Here is a 15,730-nt window from a genome sequence, read left to right as displayed (position 1 = left end):
CGCCCGGAGACGTGTCCGGCGGCGAGCAGCAGCGTGTGGCCATCGCCCGGGCCGTCGTGACCCAGCCCAACCTGCTTATAGCCGACGAGCCGACGGGCAACGTCGACCCCGACATGGCGGCGCGCCTGATGCGCCTCTTCCATGAACTCAACAAGCGCCTCGGCACGACCGTGTTGATCGCCACGCACGACCTTGGCCTGATCCGCCAGATCGATGCGCCGGTCTACCGGCTGGCGGACGGCATGCTGGCGCTGGAAAACGGAAAGGCAGCCCGCACCGCCCGGCGACGGACCGATCCCTTGAGGGCGATGCCATGAAACCGCGCGAAAATTCCCTGCTGCCGCTGGAGGACGCCCGCGAGGCGGCCCTGTTCTTCGTGGTCGGCGCGCTCTGCTTTCTCGCAGCGCTGGCGGCGCTTTCTGCTAAGTCCACATATGGCGCGGCGCGCGCCTGGACGGCCCAAGTGGAGGGCGAATACACTGTATCCCTCTCCGCCGCCGATGCCTCGGCGGCCGATGCAGCGGCGCGCCTTCTGGCCGGCCTGGACGGGGTCACCGCCGCCCGCGCGTTCAGCGACGCCGAAATCAACGCCCTGCTGGAACCGAACTTCGGCAAGAGCGGCCTGCCGGCTGACTTGCCCGTCCCCCGCCTGATCGCGGTGACCGGCGCAGCGGACGCCGATGACCTTGGCCCCCGCATCAGCACGGCGCTGTACGGCGCGGGCTACGATGCGGCGGTCGACGCCCATTCCGAATGGGCGGGCGATGTGCGCCACATGCTGTCGATCTCGCGGATCGCGGCCCTGTCGATCGTGGCGCTGCTATCTGCCACCGCTATCGCCGTGATCGCCTTTGCGACCCATGGCGCCTTGCTGGCGCGGCGCGACATCGTGGACGTGCTGCATGTGGCCGGGGCCAAGGACCGCTTCATCGCGGGCCTGTTCGAGCGCCGGTTCTGGCTGCTGGGCCTGCGGGCTGGAACCGTGGGGGCGCTGGTCGCGCTGGCCAGCGTGGCGGTGCTGATCGCCCTCGGGCGGTCCGGCGCCGAGCGGACAGGCCTGTTGCCGCAACTGTCGCTGGATTTTCCCGACCTCGCCGTTCTGGTGCTGACACCGGTGATCGCCGGCCTAGCTGCCCGCCTGGCGGCCGGGATCACGGTGATGCGCTCGCTGAGGTCGGTGATGTAGTGACGCCGGGCTGACAAGAAGCTACAGGCCAGCACGATGCAAATGCTGCGATCTTACCTGTTCCTGGCCTGGCTCTATGGCTGGATGGCGGTCTGCGGGATTCTCTACATCCCGACGGTCCTTTTCCCGCGCGCAGTGACACAGCATGCTCTCGCCCTTTACGCGCAGATCGTCCGGGTTGGCTTGAAGCTGATTTGCGGAATCGAAACTGAGATACGCGGACGGGAAAACATGGTGCAAGGACCAGCGATCTATGCGGGCAAGCACCATTGCATGCTGGACGTGTTTATCCCGTTCATCATCGTGCGCGACAGCTGCCATATCCTCAAGCGTGAACTGATGTGGACGCCTTTTCTAGGCTGGTATGCCCTCAGTACGGGAATGATCCCGATTGACCGGGAGGGCACCTCCAGGACCCTGAAGGCGATCATCGCCGCCGGCAAGAAGCGCGCGGCCCAAGGCCGCACGATCGTCATTTTCCCGGAAGGCACGCGCCGCGCGCCGGACGATCCGCCGCTCTACCAGGCCGCAGGCATCTCGGCCCTCAACAAGGCCCTGAACGTGGCGATTATCCCGGTGGCGACCAATGCAGGCGTCTGCTGGACGGCCAAGGGCGCGCGCCGCTTGCCAGGCAAGATCGTCTACGAAGTGCTGCCCGCCATCCCCCCTGGCCTTGACCGCAAGGCCCTTATGGCGCGGCTGGAAAGCGACCTCGAGACGGCGTCAAACCGCCTGATCGCCGAAGGCCGCGCAGTGCAAGCCGCGCGCGGCGCAAGGTGACGACTGCGCCGAGCCGGCGCGCGCTCAAGGCCGCCTGCGAAGGCCTTGCGCTGACCGACATTGCCCTCGCCCGCGCGTACGACACCATCGGCGTGCCTGTCTGGCGCTCGGAAATTCCGGGCTACACGATGCTGGGGCGGATGATTTCGCACCAGCAGATTTCTCTCTCGGCCGCCGCTGCGATCTGGGCGCGGGTTGAGGCGCATCTTGGCGAAGTGACTGCAGAGGCAATGCTGGAGGCCGATCCTGAAGCGATCCGGCTGTGCGGGATGTCCCGGCCAAAGGCGGCGCATCTCATCTCGATCGCCGAAGCGATGGTCAGCGGGCAGCTCAATCTTGCCCGCGTGTGCGCCGCGCCGCTCGACGAGGCGCGCGCCGAACTGCTGGCCGTGCGGGGGATTGGCCCCTGGACGGCCGAACTGTTCCTGCTTTACGCGGTGGGCGCGATGGACGCCTTTCCCGCCGGCGATGTCGGCCTGATTGAGGCGCACAAGCGGCTTGGAAAGTACGAAACCCGGATGGAGTCTAAAGCCTTCACGGCCCATGCTGCGCGCTGGCGGCCATGGCGCGGGGCGGCCACCCACCTGCTCTGGGGCTGGCTGCATCTGGACCGGGCCCGTGATCCAACCCCCTGAAGCGATTGCCCTGACCGATGACCGGAGCCCCTTGCGTTCGGGCCTCGCTGTCATAATCTCCTGAAAGGAATCGTTTAGACACCGGTCCGGACAAGCAAGGAGAGCGCGTCTTCTGTAGGATTTGCTCGGATTTCCTGAAATCACGCGGCCCGGGAGGCTGGCATGACTGAAGTCGTTTCCCTGCCGCCGAATGGCCGGCCCGCCCTTGTCCTGAATGCGGATTTCAGGCCCTTGTCCTATTATCCCCTGTCGCTCTGGCCCTGGCAGGAAGTGGTAAAAGCCGTCTTCCTTGACCGCGTCGACATCGTCGCTGAGTACGACTGCGTTGTGCGCTCGCCCAGCCGGGAGCTGCGCCTGCCCTCGGTGATCGCGCTTCGGGATTTCGTCCGGCAGGACCGCCCGCCGGCGTTCACGCGCTTCAACGTGTTCCTGCGTGACGGGTTTGTCTGCGCCTATTGCGGCGCGCAGGAACACCTGACCTTCGACCACGTGGTGCCCCGCTCGCGGGGCGGGCGCACGACCTGGGAAAACATCGTGACCGCTTGCAGCCCTTGCAACCTCGCCAAGGGCAGCCGGTTGCTGCGCGAAAGCAAGCTGGACCTTCAGCGTCGGCCTTATCGCCCGAACAATTACCAGCTGCAGGACATCGGCCGGAAATTCCCCCCTAACCACCTGCACGAGACGTGGATGGACTATCTCTACTGGGATGTGGAACTGGAGGGTTAGTCCGCCTACGGACAACCGCCCCAGTCGAACCGCCAAGCCCTGAAATGCACCGGGTCGCCGTTCGAGTAGTTCAGCGCATAATATGACGGGCTTTCGGTGAGGCAGGCGCCCAGCCGGACGGCTTCGGCGCGCAGGCGTGCAGCCGTCTCCGTCATCGGTTCGTCTGCCTTGCGGTCCTCGAAGTTCAGAAGATAGACGACGGGATAGGCCGCCGGGTCCAGAGGCAGGTCCAGCGGCGTCTGCGGGGGGTGGAGGTTCTGCGTGCCAAGGGTCAGCACATAGGACGGCTCCGCATAGCCGAGCGCGAGGATGCGCGCCGGCGTCTTCACATTGCAGACATCGTCCTCACCCGGGATCCCGCAGACATCTTCCAGCGCCAGGCGCGCAGTTTCGGTGGGCTGCACCCAGACCTGCGAAGGCAGCATGAAGATGCGCACATGCCAGCCAAGCGCGACACTGGCGAGGACGCCGAGCAGGATCGCGGCGGCGACACGCCCGCGCGCAAACTCGACGAGGCAGAAACCCGAAAGGCCAAAGCCTGCCCACCACAGCCAGAGCGGGAAATCCCGGTAGGGTGTCCAGGCGGCGAGCACTTCCTGCGCCGACACGGTTTTGAAGTCGCCGGCGGCTTCGGCCATCAGATAGGTCGTCACGCCGGGAAAGGACGCCGCCAGCAGAAGGCCCGCTCCGACGACGAAAAGCACCGCGCCCACGGTATTCGACACCGGCAGGCGCGCGCCGTCCATGATCCGCACAGCGCCATAGCCGCAGAGCAGCCCGAAGGCCGGATAGGCCGGCAGGATGTAATGGCTGAGCAGGGTCGGCATCAATTCGAAGAAAGCGTAGGTCAGAAGGCTCCAGGCGAGCAGCAGGCGCAGGCCCTTGGTTTCGTCCGATGGGCCTCGCGCCGCAGGTGTTTCGCGCGCCATCAGCCAGATGGCAGCGATGAACAGGAAAGGCCAGGCCGGCAAGGGCTTCAGTGTGCGGAGGGTTTCGGCCACACCGCCTGATTCGAACGGCGGCACGAGCGCGAGGCCGTAGTTGAGCAGCACGAGCACGGCAAAGATCGCGGCGCCCGCGAGGCCGTAGCGGCGCACCGGCGCCGTATTGAGCCCCCCTGCCCCGGCAACCTGTTTCACCGAGGCCACAAGACCGGTGACGAAGAGCAGTGTAGCCGGAAAGAACCAGGCCGGGACATGGCTGAGGTGATAAAGGAACCAGCCGGCATGACCTTCCGAGGCGCCGGTGAACTTGTCCTTCAGGTCCTTGCCGACGGCGCCCTCGATATACTGGCCATCGGTCGCCGCCTGGATCCAGAGGAACCAGGGCAGCACCATCGCCACGAAGAGCGCCGGGCCTTTCCAGTCTGCCAGTGGGCGCCACCAGTCTCCACCTTTGCCTTCGTCAGCGCGGGCCCAGACAAAGGCGCCAAGCCCGGCATAGGCGACAACCATCATTGTCACCGGCCCCTTGATCAGGAAGGACGCGCTGACTGTCAGCCAGACCAGGAATGCCATCCGCCCCGGTTTGTCCGTACCGAGATAAAGCCGACCCAGCGCGCCGATGCCGAGCGTTGTCAGGAAGACGAGGACGCCGTCCGTCTTCGAGATATGCGCTTCGGAGGTGAGCAGCAGCGTGGCGCCGAACATGGCCGAGCCGAGGAAGGCTGCGCGCCGCCCGACAAGGGCAATGCCCGCCCAGAAACAGGCGAGTGTGCCGAGCGCGGCGCCGAGCCAGCTGGGCACCCGGTAGGTCCAGACTTCCTTTGCGCCAGGTCCGGTCGTCAGCGCGGTAGAGGCCGCCTGCAGCCAGTGAATGCCGGCGGGCTTCTTGTTGCGCAGCTCGTCCTGGTACTGGATGACGATGTAATTATTCTCCTCCAGCATCTCCTTGGAGGCCTGCGCAAAGCGGCTCTCGTCGCGGTCCAGCGCCGGCAGCAGGAAGACGCCGGGCGCGGCCGCGCCGAAGGTCAGGAGGAAGAGGATGATCCAGGCTTTCCAGCCGGTCGAAAGGCGGTCGAGAAGGGTCATGGCGGCCTTCTAGCCGACGTTTCGGGAGCCGTCTTGCGGAATTGGCCGAAAGTCCCCGCCCCGGCCAAATGCGCACAGGGCCTCGATTTTGCAGGCAAGGCCCGGTAAGAGGCGCCGTTTGCTGCTGCCCCTGACCGTGACGAGGGCCTATTGACCGAAGTTGCCGAATTTTCCGTTGTCGTGCCCGTCCATAACGAGGCCGGCAATGTCGCGACCCTCGTGGCCGAAATCGCCGCCGCGCTCGATGGCCGGGCCTTCGAGATGCTGTTCGTCGACGATGCCTCTACCGACGATACCCGCGCCCGGCTGATGGCGCTGAAGGCGCAGTATCCGATGCTGCGCGTGCTGGGCCATCGCCAGAATGCAGGGCAGAGCCGCTCAATCCGCTCTGGCATCCTCGCGGCGCGCGCGCCGGTGGTCGGCACACTGGACGGCGACGGCCAGAACGACCCCGCCGACCTGCCGGACCTCTACCGCCAGCTGACCCGCGCCGATGCCCCCCACGGCCTGAAGATGGTGATGGGCCGCCGGGGCAGCCGGAAGGATTCGGCCTGGAAGAAATTCGGCAGCCGGTTTGCCAACAATATCCGCCAGCGGATGCTGCGTGACGACTGCGACGATAGCGGGTGCGGCATCAAGGTAATGGACCGCGCGGCCTTTATGCTGCTGCCCTACTTCGACCACATGCACCGCTATATGCCGGCCCTGATGCGCGCCGAAAGCCACAATGTCGAGTTCCGCGAAGTGAACCACCGCCCGCGCGGCACCGGCAAATCAAACTACACCAATTTCGGCCGCCTCAAGGACGCGATGAGCGACCTGCGCGGCGTGATGTGGCTGATCCGGCGGCGGCGCAATCCAGGCGGCGCGGACGAATTCTAGGCGCTTCGCTTATTCGCTTTCTATTAGCTGCAGACACTCTGCAATCGTGTCGGCCGTATCCTGATGCGTGAAGAAGGTCTTCAGCTGCCAGTTCTCGTCCATCAGGTAGAGCAGGCTGGTATGGTCCATCGTGTATTCGGCCATGCTGTCCGGCTGGTCGACGCGCGAATAGTCCGCCTTGAACGCATCAGCCGCAGCGCGGATCTCTGCCTGCGTGCCTGTAAGGCCTTGCAGCCCCTTCGGGAAGGCCTTGTTGGCGACATAGGTGGCGAGCGCATCGGGCGTATCACGCGCGGGGTCCACCGAGATCAGCAGGGTCTGCGGCGGCGCTACGCTTTCCGGCAGTTTGCGATAGGCAGCGGCCACCGTTGTCAGCGTCATCGGGCACACATCCGGACAATAGGTGAAGCCGAAATAGATCAGCGTTGGCTGGCCCTTGAAGTCGGCCTCCGTGACCTGCGCGCCCGTGCTTGAGATCAGCGAGATGGGGCCGCCGATTTCCGGATAGGCGCGGCTGAGACAGCTGGACTGGGCGCCGCCGGACTGGGCGGCAACAGCGGGCGCCGAAGCAGTGGTTTCCGGGGCCGGACCGCAGGCGGCGAGGCTGGCGAACATCAAGGCAAGAAGGGGCATGCGCATGCCCGGCATAAGCGCCGAAAGCTTCGCTTGGCGCAAGCGACAGCCTGCCGCATAAGTCCGGCCATGGACGAGGCAGCACGCGATTCACGATCAGGCTTCGAGGACGCCATCTTCACGCTGGCGCCCGAAGGGCTCGGCTCGGCGCAGTCGGCGCTTGGGCGCACGCGGTTGCGCACCTTCATCACGCTGCGCTGGCTGGCGGTGGGCGGGCAGACCATTGCCGTGCTGCTGGTCTATTTCGGTCTCGGCTTCCAGCTACCGCTGGCGCTCTGCCTCGCCATCATCGCGGCCTCGGCCTGGCTCAACGTCTTCCTCTCCTTCGCCTTCCCGTCGCAGCGCCTGACGCATAGCTGGGAGGCCGCTCTGCAGCTTGGCTTCGATACGGTGCAACTCGCCGCGCTGATCGCGGTGACCGGCGGCCTGTCGAACCCCTTCCTCCTGCTGCTCCTGGCGCCGGTGACCGTGGCGGCCCTGAGCCTCAGCTTCGTACCCGCCAGCTTCGTTGCGGCGCTTGCCCTCTTGCTCGCCGCTGTCATGGCGTTCGCCAGCATGCCCCTGCCCTGGACCGAAGCCGGCGGCACGCACCTCCCCGTACTGTTCCAGTGGGGCCAGTTCGCCGCGCTCGCGGTCGGCACCGTATTCTTCACCGTCTCGGCCGGACGCGTCAGCCAGGACGAAGCCCGCCTCGTGCGCGCGCTGGACGCCGCCAGCGTCGTCATGGCGCGCGAGCAGAAGCTTTCTGCGCTGGGCGCAATGTCTGCCATGACCGCACACGAACTCGGCACGCCGCTCGCCACCATCCACCTCGTCGCCAAGGAACTGGTGCGCGAACTCGCCCCCGATGATCCGCATGCCGAGGATATCCGCCTGATTGCCGAACAGGCTGACCGCTGCCGGGCCATCCTCTCGGCAATCCGCGAAGCGCGCGACGCGGCCGATATCGTCCACGCGCGCATGCCGCTGGACGCGCTGGTCGAGGAAGCCGCAGCCCCGATGAAGGGTCTCGGCGTCGCGGTCATCGTGCGCGCCAATCCCGGCGAGGGCGGCACACCCCGCCCGCCGGTGATCGAGCGCAGCCCGGAAATCCTGCATGCCCTCGGCGCCTTCATCGAGAACGCCGTCAGCTTTGCCGCCACCCGCGTCGAGGCCACCGCCAGCTGGACGGGCGAGCAGGTGATCATCACCATCCTCGATGACGGCCCCGGCTTTTCGCCCGAAGTGATCCCGAAACTCGGCGAGCCCTACATTTCCGACCGATCGGAGGCGCGCCTCGGCGGCGGCGACATGGGGCTCGGTTTTTTCATTGCCAAGACCCTGATCGAGCGCACCGGCGGGCGAATTGCCTCGCGCAACCGCACGCCGCCTGCTACGGGCGCCGTTGTACAGGCGGTCTGGCCGCTCAGCGCCTTATTGCCGCGCAACTTGGACTAGCGGGCCAAATGGCCCTATAATTGTGTTTACCCGGAATTACCTTCAGGAACTGCCCCATGGACCGCCCCGCCCCCGTGAATGTGCATCCGAGCCTCGAAGCGCTCGAGGACAAGACCTGTCTCGTGATGGACGATGACGGCCCCTTCGTGCAGCGTCTCGCCCGGGCCCTCGCGCAGCGTGGATTTGTCGTCTCGGCGGTCTCCACCGTCTCCGAAGGCAAGGACATCGCCCGCCTCAACCCGCCCGCCTTCGCCGTGCTGGACCTGCGCCTCGAGGACGGCAGCGGGCTGGAAGTCGTCGAAGTGCTGCAAAAGTCGAGACCGGATGCGCGCGCGGTCATCCTCACCGGATACGGCGCCATAGCAACCGCCGTGGCCGCCGTGAAAGCCGGCGCCGTCGACTACCTCTCCAAGCCCGCCGATGTGGAAGACATTATCCGAGCCCTGACAGCTACCCAGGACGAACGCCCCGCCCCGCCGGAAAACCCGATGTCCGCCGACCGCGTCCGCTGGGAACATATCCAGCGCGTGTACGAGCTATGCAATCACAATGTCTCGGAAACGGCGCGGCGGCTGAACATGCACCGCCGCACATTACAGCGCATCCTGGCGAAACGCGCGCCGCGCTAGCGGCTACTCCTCCGCCTTCGGAACATTCCGCCCGAAGTTCACCGCGCCCGAGTCCTGGCCTGCATCAACAATCGCCTTGCGGATGGTCCGTGCCCGCGTAAACTCGCGTATAAGCATGTCGCCGTCCCCCCAGCGGATCGCGCGCTGGAGCGCGGCGAGATCTTCCGAAAAACGCCCGAGGCATTCGAGAACAGCGTCCCGGTTGTTCAGGAACACGTCCCGCCACATCACCGGATCGGAGGCCGCGATCCGTGTAAAGTCCCGAAATCCGCCTGCGGAGTATTTGACGACTTCGCCCTGCTCCACCGTTTCCATGTCGAACGCCGTGGCCACGATGTTGAAGGCAATCAGGTGTGGCAGGTGCGAGGTGATCGCCAGCACGCGGTCATGCCGGGCGGCGTCCATTGATTCCACTTTAGCGCCGAGAGCTTTCCAGAAAGCCGTCAGCTGCGCCAGCGCCTCGTCCTCGCCGGCCGCGTCAGTCACCACCGGCGTCAGGATATGCCAGGCGCCCTGGAACAGCGTCGGGAACCCGGCATCCGGGCCGGATTGCTCCGTGCCCGCAATCGGGTGTCCGGGGATAATGTGAATCCGGCCGTCTGCGGCAGCCGTCAGCGCCCGGGCTGCCTCACCTTTCACCGAGCCGACATCCGTCAGGATCGCGCCATCCTTCATCGCGGGCACAGCGCCGGCTGCAACCGCGCCTAGCGCCCCTACCGGCACGCAGAGGATCACGCAATCTGCGCCGTAAACTGCAGCCTCCAGCGTGCCCGACACGTCGCCAAGGCCGATCTCACCGGCACGGGCACGCACTGCGGCATCGCCGTCGTAGAGAATGATCTCGCCTGCCGCGCCATATTCCCGCGCGGCCCGGGCAATGGAGGAGCCGATCAGGCCCGCCCCGATGATGGCTATGCGCGGAAAGACAGGATCGGACATGGGGGGCACTTCTCTGGTGGGGGCAGGCGCGGCTGCTTGGTGGGCAAACCGCCGGGGCGCGTCAAGGGGCGCGGGCCTATGACGCGGTGCAGACGGCGCGCGGCGTGCCTATCTGGCTGCTATGAGCAACCTCACCCCGATCCAGAACGGCCTGCGCCAGCGCTGCGGCGCCTGCGGTGAGGGCCGCCTGTTCTCGGCCTATCTGAAGCTTAACGAGGCCTGCCCGCACTGCGGCCGGGACATGCGCGCCGCTGACACCGCCGATGGCCCCGCCTTTTTCGTGGGCTTCAGCGTGCTGATCATCACCGCGCCTTTCCTGTTCCTGATCCCGATGAGCCCCCTGCCCGCGCTATTGAAAGTCGCAGCAATCGTCGTTCTGGCGTTGCTGATCACCGGCCTGTCGATGTGGCTGCTGCCCGTTGCCAAGGGCATTCTTCTCAACCTTCAGATGCATCACAAGTCCGGACAAGCCGAATTTGACCGCGGCGACGGCTGAACCCGCCCTCCGGCCGGACCACTGCAAATCCCCTCGCCATCTGCACAGTGATACGGTAAACACACGGGTGTAAGTGATCACTCCAGAGGGTGGCCGTGGCATCTCGAGATACGAAAATCGCAGTCACTGCCGCAGCCATTGCAAAAATGGAGAAGGACCGCGCACAGCGCGGGGGTGATGATGGCAAGCAGCAACAGGGGTCGCCAATGCGTTTGATTTTCGGAATTTTTCCGCTGCTGGTCATACCAGTCATTCTCTACAACCTGATCGCCCTCGTCGGCGGATCGGTCGAAACGACCGGCGCGGCAGGCGAACTGATCCGCGCAGGCCAGGCCCCGATTGCCGGCCTGCTGGGTGAGCGCTTCCTCGGCCTGCCGATGATTTCCGGTGTCGAGTGGGTGTTGACCAAAGGTGACGCAATCGTCCTGCTCGCGGTCACCTTCCTCTTCCTCGAAATCCTCAAATCGACCAGCACCGGCACCGCCACGATCATCAATCACGGCATCTCGCTGCTGCTCTTCATCATCTGCCTCGTGCAGTTCCTGCTGATGCCGAACTTCGCGACCTCCACTTTCTTCATCCTGATGTCGATGACACTGCTGGATGTGCTGGCCGGCGTGATCGTCACAATCGTCTCGGCGCGGCGCGACTTCGGCGTCGGCGGCGACGTCTGAGGCTTTGGGCCAGCCCGGAATCAAAAGAGGCGTCCCGAGGGACGCCTCTTTTTTGTTGGAAAGATGTGCGAAGCTCAGTCCTTGCGGGCCAGGTCGCTCAGCTGTTTCTGGATCGCTTCCATCTGCTCCTGCATCGCGGCCATCGCCTCGGCCTGATATTCGAGGAACGGGTTGGCAGCAGACGGCGAAGCGCGTTCGGTGCGGCTCGCCTGGAAAACAGTCGGCATGAACATCTTCATCGCCTGCTCGAACATCGCCATGTTACGTTTGGCCTGCGCCTCGAACAGGCTCATCGGATTGGCCGCCTTTCGCCATTCCTTCTGGCCGTCCGAGAACGAATTCATCGACATCTCGAGGAAAGCCGGCAGGAAAGTCTGAGCGCCGCCGCCATAGAATCCGATCAGCTGACGCAGGAAGTTCAGCGGCAGGGCGCCCTGCCCCTTGGTCTCTTGCTCGAAGATGATCTGGGTAAGGACCTGCCGGGTGAGATCGTCGCCGGTCTTTGCGTCGCGGACCTCAAAGTCCCGGCCCTCGCGGACGAGGTCCGACAGATGGTCCAGTGTGACATAGGACGAGGTCGACGTGTCATACAGACGCCGGTTCGCATACTTCTTGATGATGATCAGTCCGCCCGATCCGCCAGTCTTCGCCATATCCTCGCCTCGCCGTCGCCCGGTCGTCGCCGGGCAAGCAATTATTGTGCTATTGCGAAATAGTCGCACAAAAGCTCGACTTGACCAATGCGGTATCTAAGTTGCAGGCAAGGGAAAGTGTAAACACCAAAGGGATGAAACAGAAATGGCGCGTACGGCACTGGTCACGGGCGGCACACGGGGTATCGGCAAGGCAATCAGCGAAGCGCTGAAAGCCAAGGGATACAACGTTGCAGCGAACTATGGAGGCAATGATGCGGCAGCAGCCGAGTTTTCGAAAGCCACCGGCATCAAGGTCTTCAAGTTCGATGTGGCCGATTATGGCGCAGTCGGCGAAGGCCTGAAGGCGGTCGAGGCCGGCGTGGGTCCGGTCGATATCCTGGTTAACAATGCCGGCATCACGCGCGACGCGCCGTTCCACAAGATGACCCTCGCCCAATGGCAGGAAGTGATCAACGTGGACCTGACCTCCGCCTTCAACGTCACCCGCCAGGTCTGGGACGGCATGCGCGACCGCAATTTCGGCCGCGTCATCAACATCTCCTCCATCAACGGCCAGAAAGGCCAGTTTACGCAGGCGAACTATTCCGCCGCCAAGGCCGGCCTGATCGGGTTTACCAAAGCCCTCGCCTATGAAGGCGCAAAGAAAGGCATCACCTCGAACGTAGTCGCCCCCGGCTATATCGACACCGAGATGTTGCAGGCCGTGAAACCGGAAGTGCTCGAGGGTATAATCTCGACGATTCCGGTCGGCCGTCTCGGCAAGGCCGAAGAGATCGCCTCGATGTGCGCCTACCTCGCTTCCGAGGAAGCCGCCTTCATAAACGGCGCAACGATGACCGTGAACGGCGCGCAGTATATCGCTGGCTGACCCCCGGCCTCACCCGGCGCGCTTGCGCCGGGTGAACCAGAACACCGCGATCACAGCCGCCACAACCCAGAGGCCGGATGCCAGCAGGAACCAGCCCCCAATGAAGCTGAGGCCGATACGCTGCGCCGCCGACATGCGTCGCAGGGCCCTGCGAACGTCGTCCTCAAACGTCCTCGGGCCCTCGCCGCGCGGCGCCGCCGCACGACGCGGTTCCCGCTGCGGCGCCAGGGGCCTGGGTTCAGGCTTCGCGCGTAAGGCAGCGAACGGGTCGCTCTCCCGCCGCCCGGATCCGCCGAAGATCGATCCCGGCCGCTCGACGAGCAGGGTTTCCCTCACCTGCAACTTGGCGGCCGGACGCATCGACATCGGATCCATGCGGTCTGCGCCGAGATCCATACGCACGCCGAACGTGTCATCGTAGCGGGGCCGTCTGCCGAACATTCGGGTCTTGTCCTGTTTGCGCGAAGTTGATCCTGCGCGCGGAAACTCAAGAATTACCTAACTCGCGGGGGCCTAAACTTCCGGCCGCCAACCCGCCGGAGCCAGCGTGAAGCCGGAAAATTCGAAGCCCGGCGCCACGAGGCACGACACCAGCGTCCAGTGGCCGAGCGTCTCGGCGGTCTGCCAGTGGCCGGCGGGCACCACAGCCTGCGGCCGCTGCCCGGCGCGCAGGTCGGGGCCAAGCGTCATCGATGAGGCACCCTTCCCATCTGGCGGTGACAGGGTCAGCGCCAGCGGACCGCCCGCATGCCAGAGCCAGGCCTCATCCGCATCGGCGCGGTGCCAGGCCGACAGCTCATCGGCCTGCAGCAGGTAATAAATGGCGCTCATCGCCGCGCGGCCGCCGCCGCCGGAACGAAAGGTCTCGGCATAATGGCCGCCTTCCGGATGCGGCGACATACTCAGCAGACGGATGATCTCGTTCGCGCCAAGATCCCCGGCCCGGGCGAGCCCCATCAGAACTTGTCCTTCCGTCCACGGATTTCCCCGAACGTGGCAGCCGCATTTCCCGGGTGGCCCATCGCAATCTGCATCTCCGGCAGGTCGGCGCGCAGGAAGGGATTGGTCGCCAGCTCCCGCTCCAGCAGCGCCGGCACAGTTGGCAGCTTCCCGGCGCGCTGCTTCTCGATCCAGGCAACATATTCCTTCAGCGCCCTGTTCTCCGGCTCGATCGTCACCGCAAAGCGCGCGTTCGAGGCCGTGTACTCATGCGCGCAATAAAGCTGCGTCTTCGGCGGCAAGGCCTTCAGCCTCTTCAGGCTCTGCCACATCATCTCCATCGTGCCTTCGAACACCCGCCCGCACCCCAGCGCAAAGATCGAATCGCCCACAAAGGCGGCCGACTGCGGCGCGAAGTGAAAAGCGATATGCCCGAGCGTATGGCCGGGTACATCGATGACCGCGGCGCGCGCATCGCCCAGCGTTACGACGTCCCCGCCCTTCACCGCCTGATCAATCCCGGGTATCTTTGCCGCTTCTCCCGCTGGTCCGATGACCTGGCACCCGGTCTCTTCCTTGAGCCGAAGGTTTCCGCCGGCATGGTCCGGATGCCAGTGCGTGTTCCAGATCTGCGTGATGGTCCAGCCCCGCAGCTTCGCCTCGGCGAGATACCGCTCGGCATCCGGCGTATCGATAGCCGCCGTTTCCCCGGAATCCGGCTCGTGAACCAGATATCCGTAATTGTCGTTCAGGCAGGGAAACTGGTGTATATCGAGGAAAATGCCCATGTGCCCGTTATCCCGTGTTGCGGTCTGAGAGACGACTTTAGCCCATGCGTCAGGACGCCGTCACCCTCGAACGCTTTTATGCGTCACCGCTCGGCCGGGCCGCGAGCCGCGTGATTGCCGGAAAACTGGTGGACCTGTGGGGCGATGCGCAGGGCCTGACCATGCTGGGGCTCGGCTATGCCATCCCCGCGCTGGACGCCTTCGGCACCGGGCCGGGCCGCCGGATTGCCGCGATTCCCTTTGAACACGGCCCCGTCAGCTGGCAGGCGAGCGAGCGCGGCAATGCCTCCGTTGCGGTCGGCGATCCGCGACTGCCCTTCCCGGATGCCTTCTTCGACCGGGTGATCGTGCTGCACGGCCTCGAGGAAACCGGCGACCCGCGCGCCTATCTGCGCGAGATCTGGCGCGTCACGGCGCCGGAAGGCCGCATCGTGCTGGCCGCGGCAAATCGCGCCGGCCTCTGGTCGCGGGCGACCCAGACACCCTTCGGACAAGGCCGGCCCTGGACGCGCAGCCAGCTGTCTAACCTCCTCGCCGGCGGCCTCTTCCAGGTCACCGCCTCCTCCAGCGCGCTCTACATGCCCCCTGTCAGCCACGGCCTCGTCACCTCTGCGGCCGAGGGCTGGGAGGCCATCGGACGCATGCTGACACCCGGCTTTGGCGGCGTCGTCCTGATCGAAGCGGTGAAGCGATTGTACGCCCCGCCCGGCGGCGGCGCGCCAGCTCCCGTCACGGAACGCATCCGAATTGCCCGCCCCACGAGGGCCGCACGCCGGGAAGAGCATTGACGCGCGGAATTGTAACATTATTTTCGCGAGTGCAGCATCTGCATCCAGGCGCGAGGACAAAGCCATGAAACTCATCACTGCCGTGTTCAAACCGAGCCGCCTCGATGCAGTGATCGAGGCAATTTCGGAAGCCGGGGCCACCGGCCTCACCGTGACCGAAGTGCGCGGCTATGGCCGCCAACAGGGCAAGACGGAAGTCTACAGGGGCGCCGAATACGAAGTGCGCCTGCTGCCCAAGGTGAAGGTGGAGCTGGCCTGCGCCGATGACGACACCGAACGCCTGATCGAGGCGATCACTGCTGCGGCCAATACTGGCACCATCGGCGACGGCAAGATCTTCGTGCACGACCTCGAAAGCATCCTGCGCATCCGTACAGGCGAGCGCGACGCGCAGGCGATCTCCGGCTGAGCGGCTTCCGCCGTCTGGGGCAAGTCCAGCTTAAGTGGGCACCGGTTGCGCGCAAAAATTTGCGACAAGTCAAAAAACTGGAGCAAATGATCTGATTGCATCAGATCGTTTCTTGTTCGGGACTATTCGATGATCTCGTAGCCGTCCGGGATAATGAAGGGCTCCGCCGACGCAACCCCGATCTCCGGCTCGAGCTGTTCGCCCGGCCCATTCTCGCGCCGCTCATAGGCTGACA

The 15,730-nt window shown here is 65.1% G+C and carries 20 protein-coding genes; 13 read left to right on the top strand and 7 right to left on the bottom strand.

The annotated features are described in order from the left end of the window. The 5 genes from WEA77_RS11425 to WEA77_RS11405 form a co-directional block, all read left to right on the top strand. Nucleotides 1-317, top strand: a 317-nt coding sequence (locus tag WEA77_RS11425; protein WP_368068012.1) for an ATP-binding cassette domain-containing protein, incomplete at its 5' end; no start/stop codon positions are given. Next, the gene (locus WEA77_RS11420; protein ID WP_368068011.1) at nt 314-1,186 is read left to right on the top strand and encodes a cell division protein FtsX; all 873 of its coding nucleotides are present in this window, start codon (nt 314-316) and stop codon (nt 1,184-1,186) included. The genes WEA77_RS11425 and WEA77_RS11420, both read left to right, overlap by 4 nt. A 42-nt stretch (nt 1,187-1,228) precedes the next feature. Continuing rightward, entirely contained in the window at nt 1,229-1,966 is a 738-nt protein-coding gene (locus WEA77_RS11415; RefSeq protein WP_368068009.1) for a lysophospholipid acyltransferase family protein, read from the top strand. Further along, nucleotides 1,963-2,601, top strand: a complete 639-nt coding sequence (locus WEA77_RS11410; RefSeq protein WP_368068008.1) for a DNA-3-methyladenine glycosylase — start codon at nt 1,963-1,965, stop codon at nt 2,599-2,601. The genes WEA77_RS11415 and WEA77_RS11410 overlap by 4 nt, the downstream gene beginning before the upstream one ends. 162 nt (nt 2,602-2,763) lie before the next feature. Next, nucleotides 2,764-3,327: an HNH endonuclease gene (locus WEA77_RS11405; RefSeq protein ID WP_368068007.1), complete on the top strand. Its 564-nt coding sequence runs from the start codon at nt 2,764-2,766 to the stop codon at nt 3,325-3,327. Nucleotides 3,328-3,332: 5 nt separating this feature from the next. On the opposite strand, the gene WEA77_RS11400 is transcribed toward WEA77_RS11405, so the two are convergent. Further along, nucleotides 3,333-5,357 carry an ArnT family glycosyltransferase gene (locus WEA77_RS11400; protein ID WP_368068005.1) on the bottom strand — a complete coding sequence of 675 codons (2,025 nt, stop codon included), beginning with the start codon at nt 5,355-5,357 and terminating at the stop codon, nt 3,333-3,335. A 150-nt stretch (nt 5,358-5,507) separates the two neighbouring features. On the opposite strand from WEA77_RS11400, the gene WEA77_RS11395 reads away from it, so the two are divergent. Further along, nucleotides 5,508-6,239, top strand: coding sequence for a glycosyltransferase family 2 protein (locus tag WEA77_RS11395; protein WP_368068004.1), 732 nt, complete (start codon nt 5,508-5,510; stop codon nt 6,237-6,239). 9 nt (nt 6,240-6,248) lie between these two features. Here the strand turns inward: WEA77_RS11395 and WEA77_RS11390 are convergent, their stop codons facing one another. Next, complete coding sequence (locus WEA77_RS11390; RefSeq protein ID WP_368068002.1) at nt 6,249-6,878, bottom strand: SCO family protein; 630 nt, start codon at nt 6,876-6,878, stop codon at nt 6,249-6,251. Between the two features lie 63 nt (nt 6,879-6,941). Between WEA77_RS11390 and WEA77_RS11385 the strand changes: the two genes are divergently transcribed. Together WEA77_RS11385 and WEA77_RS11380 are read left to right on the top strand one after the other, a co-directional pair. Then, complete coding sequence (locus WEA77_RS11385; protein ID WP_368068001.1) at nt 6,942-8,309, top strand: ActS/PrrB/RegB family redox-sensitive histidine kinase; 1,368 nt, start codon at nt 6,942-6,944, stop codon at nt 8,307-8,309. A 56-nt stretch (nt 8,310-8,365) separates the two neighbouring features. Then, nucleotides 8,366-8,938, top strand: coding sequence for an ActR/PrrA/RegA family redox response regulator transcription factor (locus tag WEA77_RS11380; RefSeq protein ID WP_368068000.1), 573 nt, complete (start codon nt 8,366-8,368; stop codon nt 8,936-8,938). Between the two features lie 3 nt (nt 8,939-8,941). Here the strand turns inward: WEA77_RS11380 and WEA77_RS11375 are convergent, their stop codons facing one another. Then, nucleotides 8,942-9,877, bottom strand: coding sequence for a prephenate/arogenate dehydrogenase family protein (locus WEA77_RS11375; RefSeq protein WP_368067999.1), 936 nt, complete (start codon nt 9,875-9,877; stop codon nt 8,942-8,944). A 121-nt stretch (nt 9,878-9,998) separates the two neighbouring features. Here WEA77_RS11375 and WEA77_RS11370 point away from each other — a divergent pair, with 121 nt between their 5' ends. Next, entirely contained in the window at nt 9,999-10,373 is a 375-nt protein-coding gene (locus WEA77_RS11370) for a DUF983 domain-containing protein (protein WP_368067998.1), read from the top strand. A 206-nt stretch (nt 10,374-10,579) separates the two neighbouring features. Next, complete coding sequence (locus WEA77_RS11365) at nt 10,580-11,047, top strand: hypothetical protein (protein WP_368067997.1); 468 nt, start codon at nt 10,580-10,582, stop codon at nt 11,045-11,047. A 74-nt stretch (nt 11,048-11,121) separates the two neighbouring features. Here the strand turns inward: WEA77_RS11365 and phaR are convergent, their stop codons facing one another. Then, the gene (phaR, locus tag WEA77_RS11360; protein WP_368067996.1) at nt 11,122-11,700 is read right to left on the bottom strand and encodes a polyhydroxyalkanoate synthesis repressor PhaR; all 579 of its coding nucleotides are present in this window, start codon (nt 11,698-11,700) and stop codon (nt 11,122-11,124) included. Between the two features lie 145 nt (nt 11,701-11,845). Between phaR and phbB the strand changes: the two genes are divergently transcribed. Beyond that, complete coding sequence (phbB, locus tag WEA77_RS11355; protein WP_368067995.1) at nt 11,846-12,571, top strand: acetoacetyl-CoA reductase; 726 nt, start codon at nt 11,846-11,848, stop codon at nt 12,569-12,571. A 9-nt stretch (nt 12,572-12,580) separates the two neighbouring features. Here the strand turns inward: phbB and WEA77_RS11350 are convergent, their stop codons facing one another. The 3 genes from WEA77_RS11350 to gloB all read right to left on the bottom strand — a co-directional run bounded on the left by WEA77_RS11350 (nt 12,581) and on the right by gloB (nt 14,298). After that, a complete protein-coding gene (locus tag WEA77_RS11350; protein ID WP_368067994.1) occupies nt 12,581-13,012 on the bottom strand; it encodes a hypothetical protein in 432 nt (143 codons plus the stop codon). A 72-nt stretch (nt 13,013-13,084) separates the two neighbouring features. Beyond that, nucleotides 13,085-13,528: a cupin domain-containing protein gene (locus WEA77_RS11345; protein WP_368067993.1), complete on the bottom strand. Its 444-nt coding sequence runs from the start codon at nt 13,526-13,528 to the stop codon at nt 13,085-13,087. Further along, the gene (gene gloB, locus WEA77_RS11340) at nt 13,528-14,298 is read right to left on the bottom strand and encodes a hydroxyacylglutathione hydrolase (RefSeq protein ID WP_368067992.1); all 771 of its coding nucleotides are present in this window, start codon (nt 14,296-14,298) and stop codon (nt 13,528-13,530) included. Before gloB ends, WEA77_RS11345 begins: the two co-directional genes overlap by 1 nt. 44 nt (nt 14,299-14,342) lie before the next feature. On the opposite strand from gloB, the gene WEA77_RS11335 reads away from it, so the two are divergent. Continuing rightward, the gene (locus WEA77_RS11335; RefSeq protein ID WP_368067991.1) at nt 14,343-15,086 is read left to right on the top strand and encodes a class I SAM-dependent methyltransferase; all 744 of its coding nucleotides are present in this window, start codon (nt 14,343-14,345) and stop codon (nt 15,084-15,086) included. A gap of 64 nt (nt 15,087-15,150) precedes the next feature. Next, the gene (locus WEA77_RS11330) at nt 15,151-15,495 is read left to right on the top strand and encodes a P-II family nitrogen regulator (protein WP_291200150.1); all 345 of its coding nucleotides are present in this window, start codon (nt 15,151-15,153) and stop codon (nt 15,493-15,495) included. Nucleotides 15,496-15,730: the final 235 nt, after the last annotated feature.

The sequence above is a fragment of the Hyphomonas sp. genome, from assembly GCF_040882205.1.
In the GTDB taxonomy this organism is placed as follows: Bacteria; Pseudomonadota; Alphaproteobacteria; order Caulobacterales; family Hyphomonadaceae; genus Hyphomonas.
This window is presented reverse-complemented; position numbering and strand designations above follow the sequence as displayed.